This window comes from Rhodovulum sp. MB263, assembly GCF_002073975.1.
In the GTDB taxonomy this organism is placed as follows: Bacteria; Pseudomonadota; Alphaproteobacteria; order Rhodobacterales; family Rhodobacteraceae; genus Rhodovulum.
Map to the genome: position 1 here is coordinate 1,811,971 of NZ_CP020384.1, position 22,473 is coordinate 1,834,443.

Sequence of the window (22,473 nt, forward strand, 5' to 3'; positions counted from 1 at the left end):
CGGAGGGCTGCCCGTTTTTCTGCCTGGCTGCCGGATCCGCGGATCGCTTGGCGCGCCGGGCGCTGCCGGAGGGTCAGTCGCGCCGCCGCAGCCAGTCGATGATGGCCGGGCGCACCGACTGGGCGCCGCTGGCCCGGGCGGTGTCGATCACGGCGCGGGCCTCGGCGAGATTGCTGCGGCGGAGCATGTGCTTGACCGGGCCGATCGAGGCCGGGCGCATCGACAGGCAACGCAGGCCGATGGCCGCGAAACACAGCGCCTCGACCGGGCGGCCTGCATCCTCGCCGCAAAAGGACAGCGGCGTGCCGGTATCCTCGCAGCGTTTCACGATCTGCTCGAGGAAGCTCAGAAAGCTGACATTCAGCGTGTCATAGCGCCGCCGGACGCGTTCGTTTTCGCGATCCGCGGCGAAGAAGAACTGTTTCAGGTCATTGCCGCCGATCGAGATGAAATCGGCTTCCTCGTAGAATTGCCGGGGCGAGAACGCCATCGAGGGGGTTTCCAGCATCGCGCCGATCTCGACCCGTTCGGGCAGGGGCCGGCCCAGCCGTCCCTCGCGGTCGATCTCGCGCAGCAGGTGGTCGCGCGCGGCGCGGAATTCGTCGAGCTGCGCCACGAAGGGGAACATCACCGAAAGCGGCCGGCCATTGGCGGCCCGGATCAGCGCCTGAAGCTGCATCCGGAGCACGCCGGGCCGGTCGAGCCCGACCCGGATCGCGCGCCAGCCGAGGGCGGGGTTCGGCTCGTCCTGCGGCTTCATGTAGGACAAGACCTTGTCCGAGCCGATATCGAGCGTGCGGAAGACGACGCGGCGGCCTTCGGCTGCGTCCATCACCCGGGCATAGAGCGCGGCGACCTCGCTGCGTTTCGGCACCTTGGAGCGGACGAGGAACTGCAGTTCGGTGCGAAACAGGCCCACGCCCTCGGCGCCCGAGCTTTCCAGCGAGGGCAGGTCGGCCATCAGGCCCGCATTCATGTGCAGCGCGATCCGCTGGCCGCAAAGCGTCAGTGCCGGTTCCTTGCGGATCGTGGCATAGCGCTGCTGCGCCTTGGCCTGCATCGCGATCTTGTCGTTGAAGGCGGTCGCGACGGTCTCTTCGGGGCGCAGATGCACGATGCCCTGCTCGGCATCTACAAGGATCGGGTCCCCGTTCAGCGCCTCGGTCGTGATCCGCCGGGCATTGACGATCAGCGGGATTGCCAGCGCCCGCGCGACCACCGCGGCATGGCTGCCGACCGAGCCTTCCTCGAGCACGATGCCGCGCAGGCTCCGGCCGTAATCCAGAAGCTCTCCGGGGCCGATATTGCGCGCGATCAGGATCGGGTCCGAGGGGCGCTCGGCGCCGGTATGCTCGCCCTGGCCGGTCAGGATGCGCAGCAGCCGGTTCGACAGGTCGTCGAGATCGTGCAGCCGCTCGCGCAGATAGGGGTCGGGTACGGTCTGCATGCGCGCGCGTGCTGCGGATTGTTCCTTCTCCACCGCCGCCTCGGCCGAGAGACCGCGGGCGATGTCCTCTTCCATCCGGCGCTTCCAGCCGCGCGAATTGGCGAACATCCGGTAGGCTTCCAGCACCTGAAGCTGATCCTTGTCGCCACCCGGCGCTGCGCTCAGCATCTCGTCGACGGTGACGCGCAACCGGTCGACGGCCTCGGCCAGCCGCTGCATCTCGGTCTCGTAATCGTCGGCGATGGGGTTTGTCACGACCACGCGCGGTTCGTGCAGCCAGACATGGCCGACTGCCACCCCTTCCTGGCCGACAGTGCCCTGAAACATCACCGGCCGCTGGTGCAGCGCGGCCAGCGCCTCGCCTTCGCCGACAAAGGCGCCAAGCTCGGTCATCTCGGCCAGCACCATGGCCACGACCTCGAGCGCGTATAGCTCGTCATCGGAATACTGCCGCGCGTCCCGGGACTGCACGACCAGCACGCCCAGCCGTTCGCCCAGGCGCTGGATCGGCACGCCGAGGAAGGCCGAGAAGATCTCTTCGCCGGTCTCGGGCATGTAGCGGAAGCCGCGTTCCTGCGGAGCGTTGCCGGAATTGATCGGATGCGCGGTCTTGGCGACGCGACCGACCAGCCCCTCGCCGACCCGCAGCCGGGTCTTGTGCACCGATTCCGGGTTCAGACCCTCGGTTGCACAAAGCTCCAGCGTATCGGCATCGCGAAACAGATAGACCGAGCAGACATGGGTGCCCATCTGCTCGGCGATCAGGGTCGTGATACGATCCAGCCGCTCCTGACCCGCCGCCGGCTCGGCGAGGGTCTCGCGCAAGCTGACAAGCAGCTTGCGGCTTGCACTCTCAGTCGGGTCGGGCATTTGCCCCCGTATCAGGCTGCGTTTTCCAATCCGAACGCATCATGGAGGGCTTGCACGGCAAGTTCCATATATTTCCGGTCGATCAGAACGGAAATTTTGATCTCGGAAGTTGTAATGACGCGTATGTTGATCCCTTCGGCGGCGAGTGCCTCGAACATGGTCGAGGCGACGCCGGCATGGCTGCGCATGCCGATCCCCACGACCGAGACCTTGGACACATCGGTATCGGCCACGACCTGGCGGAAATTGACCTCGCCCGCTTCCATGGCCTTTTCCATCGCCTCGCGGGCGCGCGGAACCTGGTTGACCGGACAGGAGAAGGTCATGTCGGTGCGACCCTCTTCCGAGATGTTCTGCACGATCATGTCGACATTGACCCCGGCCTTGGCCAGCGGCCCGAAGATGGCGGCGGCGATGCCGGGGCGGTCGGCCACCGAAATCAGCGTGACCTTGGCTTCGTCGCGCGAATAGGCGACGCCGGAGACGACGTTCTGTTCCACAATATCCTCCTCGTCGCAGACGAGCGTGCCCGAGGTCTCGTCAGTGTCTTCGAAACTCGACAGGACCCGCAATTTCACCTTGTAGCGCATCGCCAGCTCGACCGAACGGGTCTGCAGCACCTTGGCGCCGAGACTGGCAAGTTCCAGCATCTCCTCGAAGGCGATGCGGTCGAGCTTGCGCGCCTTGTCCTCGATCCGCGGGTCGGTGGTATAGACCCCGTCCACATCGGTATAGATGTCGCAGCGCTCGGCCCCGAAGGCGGCGGCGAAGGCGACGGCGGTGGTGTCCGAGCCGCCCCGGCCCAGCGTGGTGATCCGGCCCTCGGGGCTGATGCCCTGGAAACCCGCGACCACGGCGACGCGCATGCCTTCGGCGAATTTCTGGTCGATATTGGCGCGCGGGATATCGACGATTCGCGCCGCGGAATGCGCCGAGCTGGTTTTCAGCGGCACCTGCCAGCCCTGCCAGCTGCGCGCGGGCACGCCCATTTCCTGCAGCGTCAGCGCCATAAGCCCGGCGGTCACATTCTCGCCCGAGCTGACCACGGCGTCATATTCGCGTGCATCGAACAGCGGCGAGGTCTGTTCGACCCAGCCCACCAGCTCGTTCGTCTTGCCGGACATCGCCGAGACCACGACGATGACGTCATAGCCCCGCTCGACCTCGCGCCTGACCTTCTCGGCGGCATTCGAGATGCGCGCCAGATCGGCCACCGAGGTGCCCCCGAATTTCATTACCAGAACCGGCATCTTTGCCCGTCTCGTCCCCGCGCTTTCGTTTCGGGGATGCCTTATGGGATGGCGCGGCAGAGGGCAAGTTCAATAGGGAGGCGCTTGCCTCTCGGCGGCCCCGGTCGCGTCGGGATCGCTGTCGCCTTCGACGCGCGGTCCCATGGGGAAGCCGCCCGCTGCGAGGCTCAGGACCCGTCCGCGATGCGGGGATGTCGATCCGGGGCCGCGACCGTTCCGAAGCCTCGGCCATGAAGGCCAGGTTTCCCTCTGGTGTCGGCGATCCGGGCCGCAGGGGCGGCGCGTCTTCAGGTCCTCTTGCGTCAGTTTCTCTTGCGACCGGGCAGGAAGGGCAGGGGCGCGACGGGGATGCCGTCCTCGATCAGCCGGATCGCCTCGTCGGGGCGGGCTTCGCCATGGATCGGACGGTCGGGGCGGAGCCCGGCATGAATGTCGCGTGCCTCCTGGGCGAATCGCAGGCCGACATGTTCGGAGGTCTCCTCGATCCGTTTGCGCAGTGCCGTCAGCGCCTGTTCGGCCGGGCTCGCGGGGGCTGAAAGCGGGCGCTCGGCCGGGGGAGCGTTCTGTCCGGGGCCGTCCTCCGGCGCCGGCGCGCCGGAGCCTGCGGGCCGGTCGGTCGCGACGCTCGGGGCCATCAGCGCCTTCGAGACGTTGCGGCTGCCGCAATGGCTGCAGGCGACATGGCCACCCTTCAGGAGCGTGTCGAAGGCAGAGGCCGATTGGAACCAGCTGTCGAAGCGGTGCCCTTCGGCACAGGTAAGCGCATAGCGGATCATTCGAAAATCCTGTGGCAGGACCGGGAGATACCTAAGCTCCGGAGTCGTTCCCCATCATTGCCAGAAGATGAGCGCCGCTGCGAGGAGGATTGCCCAGAAAAGGTTTCCGGGCAGCGATCGTCTCGGGCTGGCAAATCGTATCTGCTGGCAACAGGGCGCCAATCCTTCCATCGGCCCGACATGATCGGGATGAGATCCCGGCATTTGTCCCGCCGCTTGTCGTCTCTCATGTCCTTCCGGTGCTCCATCCTCCCGGGAATGAAGGTCTATATCTTCCATGTCTTTCAGGATCTCCCGGTGGCGATACCTGTCATGCCCCGGTCTGCCAACCCGCCAATCGGCCCGTTGCAGACCGCTCGGAAGCGCTGCTGGACCCGCGTCATTCCGCGCCCGGTCTCGGGCCGCAGACGGATGCAGGATCCGTCGCTCGGCCAGAGCCGCCCCGTCTTCGGCTGCTTGTGCGGCACCTCAAACCGCCAGATCCGCTCAACGCGCTTCACGTTCACGGGCCTCCCGGCATCCAGCAGCATGGCCGCGATCCGGCGATCGCCGGATCGCCCATACCGGCTGGCGAACGCGATGATATCTGCAGTCAGTGCGTCGTCGTCAGCCCGGCCTGGCGCCACTTTGCCCTGAGTGGGCCGATGCCGGCCGGGCACCCGACAGGCTGAAATTCTGCCGGACATGCGCGACGCAGGCCAGGCGGCTGGCGGGGCTCAGACGTTTCCCGAGGCGGCCTCTCTCAGGATCAGTTTTCCGGACGTGAGATCGGAGACGGCGTTGCGAAGCCGCTCGTCCTTCTTCTCGAGCTCGTCCAGAGGCTTCGCCTGGCCGGTCTTCCACCCGCCGAACGCCTTGCGCCACAGGGAGCAGGTGACCCGCGTCATCCCGATCGACCACAGGGCCTCCGCCACCGGGCGAGCCCGCGATAGCGGCACGTCGACCCGCCGAAGCTTCGCGACGATCTGCTCCGGCTTGTGCCTCTCTTGCCTCATTCCTCCATCCGGCTCGCAAGCCCACTCCAGGGAGGACCAGGTCTCCGGGGGCAGACCATCATGCCCTGCCGCTTTTCCGGTTCCTGGGCGAAAGGGAATGGTTGAAAAACAGAATGTGACCTAAAGGTTAGGATCTCGTCCAACGTTTGCTCAGTCCCTTTTTACAGGGATCAGAACCTCGTTGCGGCGATGGGAGGGCAACGTCCAGGGCGGGTTATATCCTGCAACCTCGGCCGGCCCCGCCGGAGTCAGGTCCTTGCTCGCAATCCAGTTGCGCAGGCGGGTTTCTTCGGCAGAAGCTCTTTTGCTCATCGAACCAGAGTAGCGCACTACCGCAACCCTGCGCGGCGGGATCGTGGCCAGAGAGACACGCGGGTCGGTCGGCGCGGGCGCAGTGTCCAGCGTCAGCGAGTCGGGCAAGATAAAGACCATCTCGCGCGAAGCTTCCTGAGTCTGCAGGACCGGCACGGTCATGGCAATCTTGGCCCCATTGGCGGTGTCGGTATTCAGGACGGGTGCGGTCATGGCGATTTCACGCGCGCCGCTGTTGGCGCCCGAGATGTAATCGAATAGACGACCGAAGGCGGCGCGGGAGCCGTCGTTGACTGTTGTCCTGACGACCACGAGTTCGCCGTAATCGCGCAGTTCGAACGGTGGTTCGGCAAGGGCCAGGCTGTAGTCGGGTTCCGGCGCTGCCGCACTTCCGAGAATAGAGCAGGCGGTGACGCTCAGGAGGCCGGCAAAGGCGGTGATCGCTTTTGTGGCGCGGGACAACATACTTAACTCCTTGCATTTCAAGGGCCGCAACGGCTTGTCCGACGGTCTACCTGTTTCTCAGTCCTGCAAGCGCAACATGATCATCACGCCAGCCCAAGCGGAAAAGCCCGTAAGAACCGCGCCCCAGATCGTGTCCGTGGCGACCATCGTCCAGGACCAGTCTTTCATGATCGACATCGAGGTGAATTCATAGGTGCCATAGGCCATCGCCCCGAGCACGGCCCCGTGCAGTGCCGCCCGCTTCGGCACTGCATCGCGCAATGCAGGTGCCGCGACGAGGAACACGAGCCCCGCCACGTAGGCCAGATAGAACAGGCCTGCCGGGGCCATCATCGGGCTGTCGCGCATCGCATCCCCGATATGGCGGGTAAAGAGCGGCTTCATCATGAGGGTCAACATGACGGCATCGATGAAAAGGAAAAGAACGGCGGTGATGGCGTAAAGTTTCATTCGAGCTCCAGGCGTGAGTTCGAGCCATTAGATAGCGCCAAAGATCCCGTTGCCTATGACTGCGAGCTGTTCCGCGTGAAATTGCGTTACCGGCCGGGCGGCCAATGTCCGCGGGGTTCGCTCGGTTGTGACCCGCGCTTCAGCTCGGTTGGGATCTGCCTGCTGCTCAATGCCGCCGCCCATGACCGGCTCGACGGCGTGGTCTTCGAGAACCTGCCCTGGCAGGACGTGCTGGCGCGCTATGACGGGCCGCAGGCGCTGTTCTATCTCGATCCGCCCTATTGAGGCGGCGAGGACGATTACGGCGAGGGGCTCTTCGACCGCGACCAGTTCGCCGAGCTGGCCGAGCGCCTCGACCGGATCAAGGGCGCCTTCGTGCTGTCGATCAACGACCGACCCGAGATCCGCGCGCTGTTCGGGGCCTTCCGGATCGAGGAGGTGCGGCTGACTTACTCGGTCTCGAAGAGCGGCGCGACTGCGGCCCGGGAGTTGTGAGCTTGCCCCCGGATCCCGGACTGGGGTGATGTTCACTATGCGGCCATCAAGGCGGCCATGTCGATCCTTGCCTGTTCGGGCGTGCGGGACGCGGCACCGTGCCGACCGGCCAGCGCGCACGATAGGCGTCGATCTCATCGGGCGTCCATGGCGGGTGTCCGGCGGTCTTGCGCCTCTTCGGCGCGCGGACACCGACAGTCGGATCGAGATCGAGCAGCGCCGCAGCCATGCCATGGGCTGCCAGAAACCGTGACCTGCGGCCCGGTGGTCCCTCGTTCCTAACGATAGTCCCTGGGGGTGATGGTGGTCGGTTTCGAGTTGGTCACCGCCGGCGGTGGCCATGACACGCGCCGCTGCCATACCGCCATCCCCGCGCCTGAGGCCACGCCGATCATTCCGATCCGCAAAATCGGCCGCCTTTGGAAAGACGATGGCCCAGCGGCACGCGCCCACAACGAAACACGAAGCGCCACCCGACATTACGGCCGGGCGTTCTGGACGCGCAAGACCGGAGCCCACGCCCGCAGCCGGATCGAGACGAGAAGGCGCGGCCTGAAATCCTTCGGCACACCCATCATGGCCAGAGATCCAGAGCGCCAGATCTCCGAAATCCAGATCAGCATCTCACTCATGAACCGCGTCAACGCTTTCGGCGCCGCCGAGATCCTTCGCGTGACATGAGGTCAGCCGGGTGAAGGGCAGTCATGTCTGAGGCGCGGCCTGCGCAACAACGCCCCACCGGTCCGTCAATTTCCAAAGGGCAGGCAAACGCTTCCGTCCGGATTGGTCAGCCTTACGCGATGCGATCTTCACGATATCTCCACGAAATCTCGGCGGTTCGTCCACCGTCCGATGCGATTTGCCCGCAGTGTGACATCGACTGGACGATACATGACGCGCCGAAATCTACTGATCCTCTGCTTTCTCGGGCTGATGGCCGGGACGCTGACCCTGTTCCAGTTCGGAGACCGCACCGATGCGGCCCTTGAGGAAAATGCGGTGGGGGCCGCGGTCCGGTTGACCACCCGGACGATCCGGCCCGAGCCGATCGTCCTGGAGGCCGAGCATTCCGGCCGGGTCGCGGCGTTTCGGCGGGTCGAGATCCGGCCGCAGGTCGGCGGCCTGATCCTGGAACGGCTGGTGGAAGAAGGCGCCCGGGTCTCGGCCGGGCAGATCCTGTTCCGCATCGATCCGGCGCCGCTGAAGGCCGATCTCGTCATGGCAGAGGCCGCCCTCGCGCGCGCCGAAGCGGCCGAGGCCCATGCCCGCCGCGCGGCCGAGCGCTCGGATGCATTGCTTGCGAGGAAGGCCGTCAGCCGGGAAAGGAACGATACCGCCCATAACGATCTGCGGCTTGCTGTGGCAGGCGTCGCCGAGGCGCGCGCCCTGGTCGAGCGCAAGAGGCTGGATCTGGATTTCGCGACGCTGCGGGCGCCCATCGACGGCCATGTGACGGCGGATCTGGCCGATGCCGGCGCGCTGGCATCGGCCGGGGCCGACAAGCCGCTGGCGGTGGTGCAGGATCTCGGGAAGGTCTTTGTCGACATGCGCCTGCCGGCCGGGGAACTGGATGCCATCCTGAGGGCTGCAAGGGAGGGGCTGGGACCGGTCCGGATCCTGGCGGATCGCGAGGGCGCAGAGCCCGTGACGGGGGTGGTCAAATTCACGGATCTGATCGTCGATCCGGGGACCGGCTATGTCACCATCCGCATCGGGGCCGCAAATCCCGACCTCGCCCTGCTGCCCGGGATGTTCGTGCGTGCACGCCTGCCGCGCGGAAGGCTGCCTGACGCGCTGCTGGTGCCCGAGGAGGCCGTTCTGCGTACCGGCGGCGGCAGGACGCAGCTTGTCGTCGTCTCGCCCGAGGGGGAGGCGATGCGCCGCGACGTGGGGCTTGGGGACCGGGTCGGCACCCGCTTCATCGTCACATCGGGACTGATGCCCGGCGAGGTCGTGGCGATCCGCGGGCAGGACCGCGTGCCCGAGGGCCGCGCGGTATCGGTCGACGCCAGCCCCGCCGAGGCTCCATCTTCACATCCCCAATTCTGAGAGACGGGCGCAATGCCGCAATTCTTCATCCTCCGCCCGGTCTTCGCCTGGGTCATCGCGATCTTCATCGCGCTGGCCGGGATCGTCGCGATCCCGCAACTGCCGGTCGCGCGGTTCCCCGATATCGCGCCGCCCAGCGTCAGCATCTTCACCACCTATGCCGGGGCCGACGCCCAGACCGTCAGCAACAGCGTGGTCAGCCCGATCGAGAAGGAACTCTCCAGCGTCAAGAACGTGCTGTATTACGAATCGAGCGTGGATTCGACCGGCGGCGCGAGCATCTCGGTCACCTTCAAACCGGGCACGAACCCGGAGATGGCCCAGGTGGAGGTGCAGAACCGGCTGAAGAATGCCGAGGCGCTGCTGCCCGACCCCGTGCGCCGCGCCGGTCTCGGGGTCGAGGCGGCGGAGTCGGGCTTTCTGATGGTCGTCACGCTGAGGTCGCGGACTGGGGCCACCGACGAGCTGAGCCTGGGCGATTACCTGTCCCGCAACCTGGCCGAAGAGCTGAAACGTGTCCCCGGTGTCGGGCGCGTGCAGCAATTCGGCTCGGAACGCGCGATGCGGGTCTGGGTCGATCCGGCGAAGCTCTCGGCCCATGGCCTGAGCATGGCCGATGTGACCGAGGCGATCGCGCGCGAAAACGCGCAGGCCACGCCCGGCCGGGTGGGCGATGAACCGACGGTGCCGGGCACCCGGGTTTCGACCCCGCTCACCATCCAGGGCCAGATGAGCACGCCCGAGGCCTTTGCCGGGATCACGCTGCGCGCCAATGCCGACGGCGCGCGCCTCGTTCTGGGCGATGTCGCGCGGCTGGAGCTGGGCGCGCAGACCATGGCCTTCAGCGTCAGCAGCAATGGCAAGGGGGCCGCCGCCGCCGCCATCCAGATGTCCCCCGGCGCCAATGCCGTCCGCACCTCGGCCGCGATCGAAAAGCGGCTGGCCGAGCTGCGCCTCGCCATGCCCGAGGATATCGAGGTTTCGATCTCCTACAACACCGCGCCATTCGTGAAGGTCTCGATCACCAAGGTGATCCACACGCTGATCGAGGCAATGGTTCTGGTCTTCCTGGTGATCCTGCTGTTCCTGCAGAAGGTCCGCTATACGCTGATCCCGACCATCGTCGCGCCTGTGGCGCTTCTGGGCACCTTTGCGGTGATGTGGCTGGCGGGCTATTCGATCAACGTGCTGACGATGTTCGGCATGGTTCTCGCCATCGGCATCATCGTCGACGATGCCATCGTGGTGGTCGAGAATGTCGAACGCATCATGGCGCGGCAGGGCCTCTCGCCCCGGGCCGCGACACAACAGGCGATGCGCGAGATCTCGGGCGCGATCGTCGGCATCACGCTGGTCCTGTCGGCCGTCTTCATCCCTATGGGGCTGGCCGGGGGCTCGGTCGGCGCGATCTACCGCCAGTTCACGCTGTCGATGGCGGTGTCGATCCTGTTCTCGGCCTTTCTCGCGCTGACTCTGACGCCGGCGCTTTGCGCCACGCTGCTGCGCCCGGTGGAAGGGCATGGCAACGGGCACGGCTTCTTCGGATGGTTCAACCGCCGCTTCGACGCGCTGACCCGGCGCTATACCGGCTGGGTCGGGTGGACCCTGCGGCGCGGCGGGCGGATGCTGGTGATCTATGCGGTGCTGATCGGAGTGATGTGGGCGGGCTTCACGAGACTTCCGACCTCGTTCGTTCCCGACGAGGATCAGGGCAGCTTCATGGCCATGTTCGAGCTTCCCGCAGGCGCCACGGCCGAGCGCACCCGTGCCGTGATCGCTGCCTATGAGGCCCATACCGCGACCCGCCCCGACATCACCGAGAATACCGTGATCCTCGGCTTCGGCTTCTCGGGCTCGGGCCCGAATGCCGCGCAGGCCTTCACCAGCATGAAGGACTGGAGCCTGCGCAAGACCAGCGTGGATGAGGAGATCGCCGCCGCCGAGGCTGCCATGGCCGATATCCCCGAAGGGATGGCCATGATCATGAAGCCCCCGGCGATCGAATCCCTGGGCACCACCTCGGGCTTTTCGTTGCGGCTCGAGGATCGCGCCAATGCGGGCCCGGCGGCGTTGAAAGCGGCAGAAGATCAGCTGATCGCCCTGGCCGAGGCCAGCCCTCTGCTGACCGGGGTGATGAGCGAGGGTCTGCCCGACGGCATGAGCATCGCGCTGAAGATCGACCGGGAGAAAGCCCAGGCATTCGGGTTGCGGTTCGACACGATCAGCGAGACGATCTCGACAGCCATCGGGTCGACCTATGTGAACGACTTCCCCAATCAGGGGCGCATGCAGCAGGTGATCGTGCAGGCGGATGCCGCGGCCCGGATGCATGTCGAGGACGTGTTGCGGCTGGAGATGCGCAATCTCGACGGCGGCATGGTGCCGCTCTCCGAGGTGGTCACCCCGGTCTGGGAAAACACCCCGCTGCAACTGGATCGCTATAACGGCTATCCGGCGGCGCGGATCTCGGGCGAGGCGGCAAGCGGTGTGTCGAGCGGCGCGGCCATGGCCGAGATGGAGCGGCTGGCAAAGGCGCTGCCGCAGGGCTTTGCGGTGGAATGGACCGGGCAATCGCTGCAGGAACGGCAATCGGCCGATCAGGCCTCGATATTGCTCGCGGCCTCGATGCTGGTGGTGTTTCTGGTGCTGGCAGCCCTTTACGAAAGCTGGTCGGTACCGTTTGCGGTGATGCTGGTCGTGCCGCTGGGTCTTCTCGGGGCGGTGACCGCCGTGCTGCTGCGGGGCGCGGATAATGACGTGTTCTTCAAGGTGGGCCTTGTCACCATCATCGGATTGTCCGCCAAGAACGCGATCCTGATGGTCGAATATGCCCGCCATCTGCGCGAGCAGCAGGGCATGGGGCTGCATCGCGCGATCCTGCAGGCCGCGCGCCTGCGCCTGCGGCCGATCCTGATGACCTCGCTGGCCTTCATCCTGGGCGTCGTGCCGCTGATGCTGGCACAGGGGGCAGGTTCGGAGATCCAGAATGCCATCGGCACGGGCGTCTTCGGCGGCATGGTCTCGGCGACGGTGCTGGCGGTTTTCTTCGTGCCGGTGCTTTATGTCACGGTCAGCCGCCTGACGCGGAGGACGCCACAGGACACGATGCGAAAGGCCGCGCCATGACCGATGCCCTGATCCTGATCGTCGAGGACGAGCCCGAGATCGCCGAGATCCTCGAGAGCTACTTCGCGCGCGAGGGCTTTCGCGTGATCTGTGCGCGCGATGGCGCGACGGGCCTCGCTCATCACCAGCGCCTGCGCCCCGATCTGGTGGTTCTCGACATCAAGCTGCCGGGGCAGGACGGCTACGAGGTGCTGGCCGCGATCCGGCGCCGGGGCGAGACACCGGTCATCATGGTCACGGCCCTGGCTGAGGATCTGGACAAGTTGCAGGCGCTGCGGATCGGGGCCGACGACTATGTCGTCAAGCCCTTCAACCCGCTTGAAGTGGTGGCCCGCGCCCGCGCCGTGTTGCGCCGGACGATGGGGCGGGGGCCTGATCACCTGCTGCGCGTGGGGCCCCTGACGGTCGATCCGCAGGCCTATCGCGCCGTGCTCGACAATGATGCGGGGCCCGCCGCGCTGGAGCTGACCCCGACCGAATACCGCATCCTCGCCCATATGGCGCGCTTTCCGGGGCGGGCCTTCAGCCGGGCCGATCTGGTCGATGCCTGCCTGCCCGAGGGATCCGCGCTCGATCGCACCGTCGACAGCCATGTCAGCAATCTGCGCCGCAAGCTCGCGGCGGCGGGCGCGGACGGCATGCTCGAGGGCGTGCGCGGGGTCGGCTACCGTCTGGACGCGCCCCATGTCCGGTAATCTGAACGCACGGATCACCAAGACGATGGTCGCGCTGACGCTGATCGCGGCGTTTGTCGTCTGTCTGGGGATGATGGCCTATTTCCTGTTCATCTACGACTGGATCTATCCCGAAAGCGACGAGCTTGCCGGTTGGCGGACGGCCGACACCGTCATGGTCCTGCTGCTTCTGGCCTTCGGGTTGCTGACCGCCTCGGGGATCGGCTGGCGGCTGGCCTGGCGGATCGTCGAGCCGCTGAAATCGGTGGCGGCCGCCGCACGGCGGATCGCGACCGGCGATTTCTCGGCACGGGCCGCGCTGCCGGCCGGCAGCTTCCGCGAAGCGGCGGACCTGCTGGCGGATTTCAACACCATGGCCGAGCGTCTGGAACGCGCCGAGGCCGAGCTTGCCTATTCCAATTCGGCCATCGCGCATGAGCTGCGCACGCCGCTGACCATTCTGCGCGGCCGCCTGCAGGGGATGTCGGATGGCGTCTTCGATCCGACGCCCGAGCTTTATGCGCGGCTGATCGCGCATGTAGATCATCTCTCGGCCATCGTCGAGGAGCTGCGCACGCTGGGGCTCAGCACCGCGGGACAGCTGGAGCTGACCTGTGATCCGCTCGATCTGGCCGAGGAGGTCGGGGCCGCGCTGAACGGGCTGGAGGCGGAACTGGCCGCGGCCGGCATCACCCTGACCCGCGCGCTTGCGCCGGCCCGGATCCAGGCCGACCGGACCCGGCTGCGCCAGGCCTGCGTCACGGTGCTGGAGAACTGCCGCCGCTATGCGCCGCAGAGCCATGTCCATGTCGAGACCCGCACGGAGGGCGATGAGGTGGTCTTTCGCTGTTCCGATACCGGGCCGGGCCTGTCCGCCGAGGATCAGGCCCGTGCTTTCGAGCGGTTCTGGCGGGCGGAAGCCTCGCGCGGGCGCAGCCTGGGCGGCTCGGGCCTCGGCCTGCCCATCCTGCGCGCGATTGCCCGCGCCCATGGCGGCGAGGCGCGGATCGTTCCGCATCCGCCGCCGGGGCTGACCGTGGAACTCCGCCTGCCGAAACGTGCCCAACCCGCCGGAAAGACCGATGACTGACGATCCCGAGACCTATGACGATCTGGCCGCGCGGCATGTGTCGATGCGGCGCATCCTGCGGCTCTTCGCCCCCTACCGGGCACGGATCGTGGCGGTGGTCGCGCTGATGATCCTTGCCTCGGCCATTGGGCTGGCCGGGCCGTTCCTGCTGCGCGCGATCATCGACATCGCCCTGCCGCAACAGGATCTTTCGCTTCTGGTCTGGTTGGCGGGCGGCATGATCGCGGCGGCGCTGGTCTCGGCCGGGATCGGCGCGCTTCAGATCGTTCTGAGTGCGCGCATCGGACAGGCGATCTTGCACGATCTGCGGGTCCGGCTTTACGCGCATCTGCAGACGCTGTCCTTGCGGTTCTTCACCGGCACCCGCACCGGCGAGGTGCAGTCCCGGATCGCGGGCGACATTGCCGGGCTGCAATCGCTGATGACCGAGACCGCGAACGAGCTTGGCCGCTCGCTCAGCGCGGTGGCGATGGCGGCGGTGGCGATCGTCATTCTGGACTGGCGGCTGGCCCTCTTCGTGCTGGTGATCGTGCCCCTGACCGTGCTGATCAGCGCCCGGGTCGCCCGGCTGCGCGAGGCCCTGACCTTCCAGCAGCAGGCCCGCGCGGCCGACATGTCGGCCGCGGTCGAGGAGACGCTGTCGGCGCCCGGCATCATCCTCGCCCGCACCATGGGGCGCGGTCCCTGGCTGACGCAGCGCTTTGCCCGCATCTCGCGCGATCTGGCGCAGCTCGAGGTCCGCTCGCATACGGCAGGCGAATGGCAGTGGTCGCTGATCGGCTTTGCACTCGCCACCCTGCCTGCCCTGACGCTGCTGGCGGGCGGGCTGTTGATGGAGGGCGCCAATCCGGCCAGCATCGGCACGCTGGTCGCGATGATCGCGCTTCAGGAACAGCTTCTGTGGCCCTTCGAGCAACTGCTCGAGGTCGGCCGCGACGCGCGCAAGACCCGCGCCCTCTTTGCCCGCGTCTTCGAGTATCTCGACAAGCCGGTCGAGATCACCGAACGCGCCGATCCGGTGACCATTCCCCGGTCTGCCATGCGCGGCGAGGTGCAGCTCGACCATGTCCGCTTTGCCTATGCCGAGGGGCGCGGCCCGGCGCTGAACGATGTGAGCCTGACCATCCCGGCGGGCAGCCATGTCGCCATCGTCGGCCCGACCGGCTCGGGCAAGACCACGCTGGGTTACCTTCTGGCGCGGCTTTACGATGTCGAGAGCGGCGCGATCCGCTTCGACGGGGTGGACCTGCGCGATCTGAGCCTTGCGACGCTGTCGCAGATGCTGGGGGTCGTGTCGCAGGAGCCCTATCTGCTTCATGCCTCGGTGGCCGAGAACCTGCGCTTCGCCCGCCCCGAGGCGACCGAGGCCGAGATGATCGCGGCCGCGCGGGTGGCCCAGATCCATGACCATATCGTGGCCCTGCCCGAGGGCTATGCGACGCTCGTCGGCGAGGGCGGTTTCCGCTTCTCGGGCGGCGAGAAACAGCGCCTGGCGCTGGCCCGCACCATCCTGCGCGACCCGCCGGTCCTGCTGCTGGACGAGGCGACAAGCGCGCTCGATACCCGGACCGAACGCGCGATGTCCGAGGCCCTCGATACGCTGTCCAGGGGTCGCACGACCATCACCATCGCGCATCGGCTCTCGACCGTCCGCGAGGCGGACCTGATCGTCGTCCTGCAGCACGGGCGGGTGGTCGAGACCGGCACCCATGCGGCGCTGGCGGCGAAAGGCGGTGTCTATGCCGGGCTTCTGAGCGGCGCGTGACCCCGGGCGCGCCCCGGTCAGTGCTGGAAGGTCACGGCCCGACGCCCCTGAGCCAGCAGGAAATACACCAGGACCGCCAAGAGCCCCATCAGCAGGGCCGCAGTTGTCAGAAGCACCGAATGGGTCGCGGAAAACGCGGCCTTGCCGGCGGAGATCACCGCCGCCCCCTGATCGGCTTCCAGCTGCCGGGCGGCGATGTAGACATCGCCGATCGAGCGGGCCGCCTGATCGGCCAGCGCCTCCGGCACGCCCTCGGGCAGGACGAGATGGCGTCCGAACACCACCGACATGAAGACCCCGAACAGCGTGATCCCCAGACCGCTGCCCAGCTCATATCCCGTCGCCTCGAGCGACCCCGCGGCCCCGGCCTCATGGGCTTCCGCCGCGCCCATGATCGCGACCGACGACGCGGTAAGCCCGATGCTCAGTGCCAGACCGAGGAGGACCAGAAGCACCGGAACGATCAGCCCGGGATCGTGGAAATCGGTGACGGCAAGGCCGCCAAGCGCTCCGGCCGAGATCGCCAGCGACAGGCAGGCCACCGGCCGCAGACCGAAGCGCTCCGACAACCAGCCCGCGACGGGCCCGCCAAGTGCCGCGGCCGCCATGATCGGGATCATGAAAACCCCGGCCTGCAGCGGTGTCTTGTCCAGGACATATTGCAGCTCCTGCGCCAGCGTCAGTTCGACCCCTGCCAGAGAGCCGCTGGCCACGATCGCCATGATGATCCCGGCCAGGATCGCCGGGCGTGCAAACAGCGACAGATCCAGCATCGGCTGCGCGCTGCGCAGCTGCAGGCGGGCAAAGACCGACAAAAGCGCCCCGCCGAGGATCAGGACCGGCAGCACGAGCGCGACCGGCTGTTTGGCGCCGAACCCCGCCTTGATCGCATAGACGGTGGCGATCATTCCTAGGATCAGCAGCACCGCCTGGCCGATGGCCCAACGGCCGGGGGTGAGCACCTCATGGCGCGGCAGCAGAAACCAGCAGACGGGCAGGACGAGCAGCATGACCGGCACGTTGATCAGGAAGACCGAGCCCCACCAGAAATGCCCCAGCAACGCGCCGCCGATCAGCGGCCCCACGGCAGCCCCTGCCGCGCCTACGGTGCCCCAGAGCCCAAGGGCCAGACCGCGCTCGGCCGGGTCGTCGAAGGTGCGGCGGATGACGCCGAGCACGCAAGGCATTATCATCGCTCCACCAAGCGCCAGCAGCATCCGTGCAGCGATGAGCAGTCCGGGGGTTGGCGAGACGCTCGCCAGGGCCGAAGCAAGGCCGAAGATGGCCAGCCCCGTCAGCAGGATGCGCCTCGTGCCCACGCGATCAGCCAGAGTGCCCATCGGCACCAGCAGCCCCGCCATCAGCAGCGGATAGATGTCGATGATCCACAAAACCTCGGTGTTGCTCGCCCCCAAGGCCTGGGTGAGCGTCGGCACCGCCACATGCAGGATCGTCATGTCCAGCACCACCGGCAGAAAGGCCAGCATCACCGCCAGCAGGACCAGCCAGCGTTTCGGATCGGGTCGGGGAAGGGACATGCATCACCTGAAATCGCGTTGCATCCGCCATATAAATACGTTCGTATGGATTGCAATCTTGCGGTGGCCGCATCGAGGAGGCTCATGGGCAGAAAACCGACGATCACCCGCGAGGGATTGCTCGACGTTGCCGAAGATCTCGTGCGCCGGCGCGGCGCCGGCGCATTGACCATCGGCGCGCTGGCGCAGGCGGCGGGCGTGTCGAAAGGCGGCGTGCAATATGCCTTCGCCAGCAAGGACGATCTCGTCCGCGCGCTTGTCGGGCGATGGACGGCCCAGTTCGACGCATTGCTGGAGGTCGGGCCCGATGCCGATCCGGTGACCTTCGTCCGGCGTTTCATCGCGGCGAACCGCGCATCAGGAGAGGTCATGGATGCCAAGATGGCGGGGCTTCTCGTCAGCTATCTGGAAAACCCCGACAACCGGCAGGAAACACGCGATTGGTATCGCGATATCTTCGCCCGGCTTGACGGAACCTCGGCCGATGCACAGGCCGCGAGGGTCGCCTTCCTCGCGGTGGAGGGGATCTTCCTCATGCACATGAACGGGATCGACGAACACCGGGAGTGGCTGAGCTTTCTCGACGACGTCGAAGCGCTGCTCGTCAGGGTGACGACCTGAGCGCGAGTGACTGCCATCGAAACCACCGATGCCGCGTTCCACTGACCTTCCCCCCGCAAGCCGGGCCATGGCGCGCTGGAGTTTCCCACCTTTGACCGGATGAAGGAGGAAGGCCCGTGAAACGGAAGCGGTTCACCGAGTCGGAATGGGACCGTGGCCCCGGTGGGACTGCGCAAGCGCATGGATCCGAGAGCATCGGCGTGCTGAAGGAAGGCGAAGGACGACGAGATCTGCCGCTGCGACGGGATCAGCACGGCCAGGTGCTATGAGGCGCCATTGCTCGCCACTGATGAAGTGGATGGGGCCCGCTCTCGGCCTCGCAATGTGCCGGATTGGGTGCTGTGAGACTTCCCCGATGACACGAACGATGTTGGGTCGATCCTGCGAAGACCGTTTTCCATCTGCGCGCTGCGGACTCGGAGGGGCGACCGGTCCTGCGTCGACACCTCCGGCGCGGCCAGATGCCGGAGGTCTTTCAGAACCTGCCGGCCTGTCCGGTGGGGCAGGGAGGTGTGTGCCAGGGCGCCTTCCCGGGCGCGGGATTTGACGAAGCGCGGGCATGAGCTGCTGTTGATGCAGCCCGACGACGTGAAGGGGTAAGTGACGCGCGGAAAGACCGGCAAGGCGGATGCGGAGGCAATCTGCAAGGCGGTGTCACGGCCGTCCATGGGCTTCGTTCCGGTGGAAATCGGGAAGAGGCAGGCCCTGATGTCCCCCAAAACCCGGGAGGTCCTTGTCCGCCGGCAGACCCGGACCGTGGGCGCGATCCGGGCTTATTTGGGGGGATTCGGCATTTCGTGGCGAAAGGCCTCCATGATGCAGACAGGTTGATTGCAGCCTGCGCCCGGGCCGACCAGCCGGCTCCGGCGTGCAAGGCGCAGAACCTGCTGGCCGATCAGGGGGTCGACACGCACAGGAGGATCGCGCAACTGACCGCCGATATCCAGGCCGATGCGAAGGCGAACGAAGCCGCCCAACGCTTGCATAAGATTTCCGGCATCGTCCCGGTCACGGCCAGCGCATTGGCGACGCCGCCGTCCGGGTGCGCCTGCCTTCAGGCCGGGTCGTGACCTGCCGGCCTCGATCGGGCTCACGCGAAACCCCATCCGGCGGGGGGCAGGGGGCAGGGGGCAGGGGGCAGGGGGCAGGGGGCAGGGAAAGGCTGGGGCGTATCCCGAAACTGGGTAACCGGTATAAGCGGCACCTGCTTTCCCCCGACGCTATCGCGCAGATCAGCGCGCGGCGAACCGGGCGAGGACGGGCCGTGGAAGATCCTTCAGCGCCGCAAGCCGAAACATGCCGCCACCGCAGGGTTTGGCTCGATGACGGCCAGACATAGCGGGAAATCCGCGGCGGCTGCGGCAATGGATCGGTAGGCGATCTGGTCAGGCCGGAATTGCCTCATGCTTTCGGGGACCACCGACACACCTGCGCCGACCGCGACGAGCGACAGGACGGCATGCATTCCATGCGCCTCCTGCGTCACCCGAGGCACGAATCCCGCATCGGCGCACAGACGAATGACCTGGAGGTGAAACCCACGGCCCTCGGCCATCGGCCAAAGCACGAAATCCTCCTCTGCGATGTCGGAGAGGCAAAGCTCGGCCTTCCCGGCCAGAGGATGCTCGGAGGGCAGGGCGATGCAGAGCCGGTCACGGTCGAAATCCCGGAGCTCGATGCCTGCGAGCTGCGCGATCGGAGGGATGACGATGCCGGCATCCAGAGAGCCCTCCCGCAGCCCCGCGATCTGAGTGGCCGTCGTGGCCTCACGCAATTCCAGCCGAACGTCTGGCCGCGCCCGTCTGAACGCCCGGATGGTTTCGGGCAGCCGCCCATAGAGCGCGCTTCCGACATATCCGAGCCGGATGAGCCCGGTGCGGCCTGCGGCCACCTCGCGCGCCGTCGTGATCGCATGATTGGCCTGGCGCAGCGTTTCGCGGGCGTCGCGAAGAAAGCTCTGCCCGGCCGCGGTCAGGCCCAGGACACGGTTCTGCCCCCGTTCGATCAGCGCGACGCCGAGATCCTCCTCGAGCTTCCGGATTGCGACCGTCAGGGGCGGTTGCGACATGCCCAGCCGGTTGGCGGCCCGGTGGAAATGACGCTCCTCTGCCAGGGCGACGAACTGCTCCATCTTGCGAAGATCGATCATTCCGCGCCCGGCGGCAGGGTCCCCCTTCGATATATCCGACATATCAATTGGCCACATAAGTCATATTGGACGTATCATATGGCCATGGCCATCTTGCCCGCAATGGAGGATGCCATGATGATCTAACCGGATTTCACAGGACAGGCCGTGCTCATCACCGGCGCGGGCCGAGGCCTGGGGCTGGCCTATGCCCGCAGTATCGGCCGTCTCGGGGCGACGGTCCTGCTTCATGATGTGGGCGCGACGTCCGATGGCCATGGCCGGGACGGCACGGTTGCGGAAACCGCGGCGGCCGCACTTCGCGCGGAGGGGATCGACGCCCATCCCTTCGCCACCGAGATAGACAGGCCGGTCGGTTGCCATGCGCTTGTCCGCGACTGTCTCGAGATGCGCGGCCGACTGGATGCGGTGATCCACAATGCCGGCTGGGTCGCTTATGAGCGGATCGAGAACCTCGAGGAGGCCTCCTTCGACCACATGATGACGATCATGGCGAAGGCACCGCTCTGGCTCGCCCAGGCGGCATGGCCCGTCATGCGCAAGGCCGGATATGGCAGGCTCGTTCTCACCACCTCCTGCCGGGCGCTTTACCCGCAATATGTCCAGAAGGGCCTTGCCTCCTATGCCGCTGCCAAGATGGCTGCTGTGGGGATCGTCAACGTCCTGGCCGAAGAGGGGATCGGGCATGGCATCGCCGTCAACGCAATCTCGCCGGTGGCCAAGACCCGCATGTGGGGCGTCGAGGGGAAACCGGAAGACCTGAAGCCGTCGGCCGTCGCGCCCGGTGTCGCGTTCCTGGCCTCCGGTGCCTGCAAGGAAGGCGGCTGGATCCTGCGCGCGGCGAACGGGCAGTTCCACGCCACCCGTGCACTCGAGGCGGAGGGGGTCGATTACCCCCGCGACCTGCGCGCGGTTGCCGCCGATACGCCCGGCGCGGTGGCGGCGGCGTGGAACAGGATCGCAATCGCCGCACCGGAGGCAAGAGGATGAAAAGCACTATTCCAAGCGTGTCCGTCGCGTTCATGGCCGAGGCGAGCATTGGAGAAAGCCCGGTATGGAGCGCGCAGCGCGCGCGGTTGCTGTGGATCGACATCATGGGACATCAGGTCCATGCCCATGATCCTGCTGCGGGGGGGAACGAGGTCGTCGCGACCCCTTCTACCGTCGGGCTTCTGGCGGAAGGCCCGTCGGGGGAGATCATCCTGGGTCTTGAGGATGGGCTTGCCCGCCTGGGCGCTCGCGGTCAGATCGAGCGCGTGGCCGGCGCTCCGCACACCGACCCGGCTTTCCGCTTCAACGACGGGAAATTCGATACACATGGCCGGTTGTGGACCGGGCTCATGAACAGGGAGGGAAAGAAGGGCAGCGGCCGTCTCTGCCGGTTCGATCCCGATGGCAGGTGGCATATTGCCGATACCGGTTTCGACCTGCCCAACGGGCTGGAATGGAGCAGCGACGGCCGGACCTTCTACTTTACGGATTCGCACAAGGGGGAGATCTACGCCTACGATTTCGACGCCGCCTCGGGCGCAATCGAAAACCGGCGATTGTTCTTCGGCATGGATCCGGCCGAGGGCAAGCCGGACGGGCTGACGAGGGATGCCGAAGGCTGTTTTCTCAGCGTTCTGTTCGATGGATCCGCCATCGCCCGGATCGCGCCGGACGGGTCGCTTGGGCGTTGAGCCGGGCGCCCCGGGCCGGAACCACCGACTCGATATGGTCGTCATGGGCGACATTGCCGATGATCAGCCGCTCGATCCCGGTCTTCGGCCGGGCGCCGCCGCGCTCCTCGACTTCGAGGTAATGCCGTCCGCGCGGGGCATCCTTGCGCTCGACCGTCGCTTCCTGCTTCCGCTTGGTCGCGCGCCGCAGGAAGAATGCGTTCAGCGTCCAGCGCGTCGGCCGGTCGAACACCTTGCGCATCAGCGTCTTGTTCTCTTCCAGCACCGCCTCGCCGGTGGCGTTCAGCGCCAGCATCGTCGCGTAAGGCATCTGCTTGCGTTCCACATCCCGAAGCCATGGAAGACTGTCACCGCTGGCGCGGCCGCGCGAAACGAGGCACTGCGCGCATCGAAATACCTCGGTGGGTCCATTTGGCGACGATGTAGTGGCTACCACCGCCGGAGTCGCGCCGAGGCAAAGATGCCCTCGCCGGTTCGCTCGAACCGGTGGCGCTGAACCGGCTCGACCTCAAGTCCTTCGGAGAGCGCATCGCCGCGAGAGACCCAGACCGCCAAACCACCGAAATCCACATCCGCGTCATTCGCCATTGTCGCTCGGACCAATGGCGCGACATGGCTCATTCATCAACCGCCTCAATGCTCTCGGCACCGCCGAGAGCGTCCGCGTGGCTTGAACCTGAAGGGGAAAGTGCAAGTCACGCCTCAAGCCGCCTTTCTAC

18 protein-coding genes and 3 pseudogenes are annotated in these 22,473 nt (G+C 66.6%); 12 read left to right on the forward strand and 9 right to left on the reverse strand.

Annotated elements, in window-relative coordinates; genetic code table 11:
* Positions 1-73 precede the first annotated feature (73 nt).
* From ptsP to B5V46_RS08540, 6 genes and pseudogenes are all read right to left on the reverse strand, one after another.
* Positions 74-2,317 (reverse strand): phosphoenolpyruvate--protein phosphotransferase, encoded by a 2,244-nt coding sequence (gene ptsP, locus B5V46_RS08510; RefSeq protein WP_080616205.1) that lies wholly within the window; start codon positions 2,315-2,317, stop codon positions 74-76.
* Between the two features lie 11 nt (positions 2,318-2,328).
* Positions 2,329-3,567 (reverse strand): aspartate kinase, encoded by a 1,239-nt coding sequence (locus B5V46_RS08515; protein ID WP_080616206.1) that lies wholly within the window; start codon positions 3,565-3,567, stop codon positions 2,329-2,331.
* A gap of 302 nt (positions 3,568-3,869) precedes the next feature.
* On the reverse strand, positions 3,870-4,343 hold the full coding sequence (locus B5V46_RS08520) for a DUF1178 family protein (protein WP_080616207.1): 474 nt from the start codon (positions 4,341-4,343) through the stop codon (positions 3,870-3,872).
* 395 nt (positions 4,344-4,738) lie between these two features.
* Positions 4,739-5,338 (reverse strand): annotated as a pseudogene (locus B5V46_RS20490) (IS3 family transposase); the annotation flags it as partial.
* Between the two features lie 150 nt (positions 5,339-5,488).
* A complete protein-coding gene (locus tag B5V46_RS08535; protein ID WP_080616209.1) occupies positions 5,489-6,115 on the reverse strand; it encodes a heme-binding protein in 627 nt (208 codons plus the stop codon).
* A 57-nt stretch (positions 6,116-6,172) separates the two neighbouring features.
* Positions 6,173-6,565 (reverse strand): DUF2177 family protein, encoded by a 393-nt coding sequence (locus B5V46_RS08540; protein ID WP_080616210.1) that lies wholly within the window; start codon positions 6,563-6,565, stop codon positions 6,173-6,175.
* A gap of 75 nt (positions 6,566-6,640) precedes the next feature.
* Between B5V46_RS08540 and B5V46_RS08545 the strand changes: the two genes are divergently transcribed.
* The 7 genes and pseudogenes from B5V46_RS08545 (at position 6,641) to B5V46_RS08575 (ending at position 15,764) form a co-directional block, all read left to right on the forward strand.
* Complete coding sequence (locus B5V46_RS08545; protein ID WP_080616211.1) at positions 6,641-6,850, forward strand: hypothetical protein; 210 nt, start codon at positions 6,641-6,643, stop codon at positions 6,848-6,850.
* Between the two features lie 531 nt (positions 6,851-7,381).
* A pseudogene (locus B5V46_RS08550) lies at positions 7,382-7,741 on the forward strand (IS5/IS1182 family transposase); the annotation flags it as partial.
* A gap of 210 nt (positions 7,742-7,951) precedes the next feature.
* The gene (locus tag B5V46_RS08555) at positions 7,952-9,109 is read left to right on the forward strand and encodes an efflux RND transporter periplasmic adaptor subunit (RefSeq protein WP_080616212.1); all 1,158 of its coding nucleotides are present in this window, start codon (positions 7,952-7,954) and stop codon (positions 9,107-9,109) included.
* A 12-nt stretch (positions 9,110-9,121) separates the two neighbouring features.
* Positions 9,122-12,235, forward strand: a complete 3,114-nt coding sequence (locus B5V46_RS08560) for a multidrug efflux RND transporter permease subunit (protein WP_080616213.1) — start codon at positions 9,122-9,124, stop codon at positions 12,233-12,235.
* Positions 12,232-12,930, forward strand: a complete 699-nt coding sequence (locus B5V46_RS08565; RefSeq protein ID WP_080616214.1) for a response regulator — start codon at positions 12,232-12,234, stop codon at positions 12,928-12,930. The genes B5V46_RS08560 and B5V46_RS08565 overlap by 4 nt, the downstream gene beginning before the upstream one ends.
* Positions 12,920-13,999 carry an ATP-binding protein gene (locus tag B5V46_RS08570; RefSeq protein WP_080616215.1) on the forward strand — a complete coding sequence of 360 codons (1,080 nt, stop codon included), beginning with the start codon at positions 12,920-12,922 and terminating at the stop codon, positions 13,997-13,999. The genes B5V46_RS08565 and B5V46_RS08570 overlap by 11 nt, the downstream gene beginning before the upstream one ends.
* On the forward strand, positions 13,992-15,764 hold the full coding sequence (locus tag B5V46_RS08575; RefSeq protein ID WP_080616216.1) for an ABC transporter ATP-binding protein: 1,773 nt from the start codon (positions 13,992-13,994) through the stop codon (positions 15,762-15,764). Before B5V46_RS08570 ends, B5V46_RS08575 begins: the two co-directional genes overlap by 8 nt.
* Before the next feature lie 17 nt (positions 15,765-15,781).
* Here B5V46_RS08575 and B5V46_RS08580 read toward each other — a convergent pair whose 3' ends face one another.
* Positions 15,782-17,302 (reverse strand): MFS transporter, encoded by a 1,521-nt coding sequence (locus B5V46_RS08580; protein ID WP_080616217.1) that lies wholly within the window; start codon positions 17,300-17,302, stop codon positions 15,782-15,784.
* An 84-nt stretch (positions 17,303-17,386) separates the two neighbouring features.
* Between B5V46_RS08580 and B5V46_RS08585 the strand changes: the two genes are divergently transcribed.
* Positions 17,387-17,923 (forward strand): TetR/AcrR family transcriptional regulator, encoded by a 537-nt coding sequence (locus B5V46_RS08585; RefSeq protein WP_080616218.1) that lies wholly within the window; start codon positions 17,387-17,389, stop codon positions 17,921-17,923.
* Positions 17,924-18,720: 797 nt separating this feature from the next.
* Positions 18,721-18,993, forward strand: coding sequence for a hypothetical protein (locus tag B5V46_RS08590; protein WP_155773991.1), 273 nt, complete (start codon positions 18,721-18,723; stop codon positions 18,991-18,993).
* A gap of 206 nt (positions 18,994-19,199) precedes the next feature.
* Here B5V46_RS08590 and B5V46_RS08595 read toward each other — a convergent pair whose 3' ends face one another.
* Complete coding sequence (locus B5V46_RS08595) at positions 19,200-20,072, reverse strand: LysR family transcriptional regulator (RefSeq protein ID WP_080616220.1); 873 nt, start codon at positions 20,070-20,072, stop codon at positions 19,200-19,202.
* 147 nt (positions 20,073-20,219) lie between these two features.
* On the opposite strand from B5V46_RS08595, the gene B5V46_RS08600 reads away from it, so the two are divergent.
* Positions 20,220-21,062, forward strand: a complete 843-nt coding sequence (locus B5V46_RS08600) for an SDR family NAD(P)-dependent oxidoreductase (RefSeq protein WP_196774379.1) — start codon at positions 20,220-20,222, stop codon at positions 21,060-21,062.
* Between the two features lie 32 nt (positions 21,063-21,094).
* Positions 21,095-21,754, forward strand: a complete 660-nt coding sequence (locus tag B5V46_RS08605) for an SMP-30/gluconolactonase/LRE family protein (RefSeq protein WP_231119269.1) — start codon at positions 21,095-21,097, stop codon at positions 21,752-21,754.
* Here the strand turns inward: B5V46_RS08605 and B5V46_RS08610 are convergent.
* A complete protein-coding gene (locus B5V46_RS08610; protein ID WP_080616222.1) occupies positions 21,690-22,064 on the reverse strand; it encodes a hypothetical protein in 375 nt (124 codons plus the stop codon). The genes B5V46_RS08605 and B5V46_RS08610 overlap by 65 nt on opposite strands.
* Positions 22,065-22,085: 21 nt before the next feature.
* Here B5V46_RS08610 and B5V46_RS19735 point away from each other — a divergent pair.
* Positions 22,086-22,428 (forward strand): annotated as a pseudogene (locus B5V46_RS19735) (hypothetical protein); the annotation flags it as partial.
* Between the last annotated feature and the right edge of the window lie 45 nt (positions 22,429-22,473).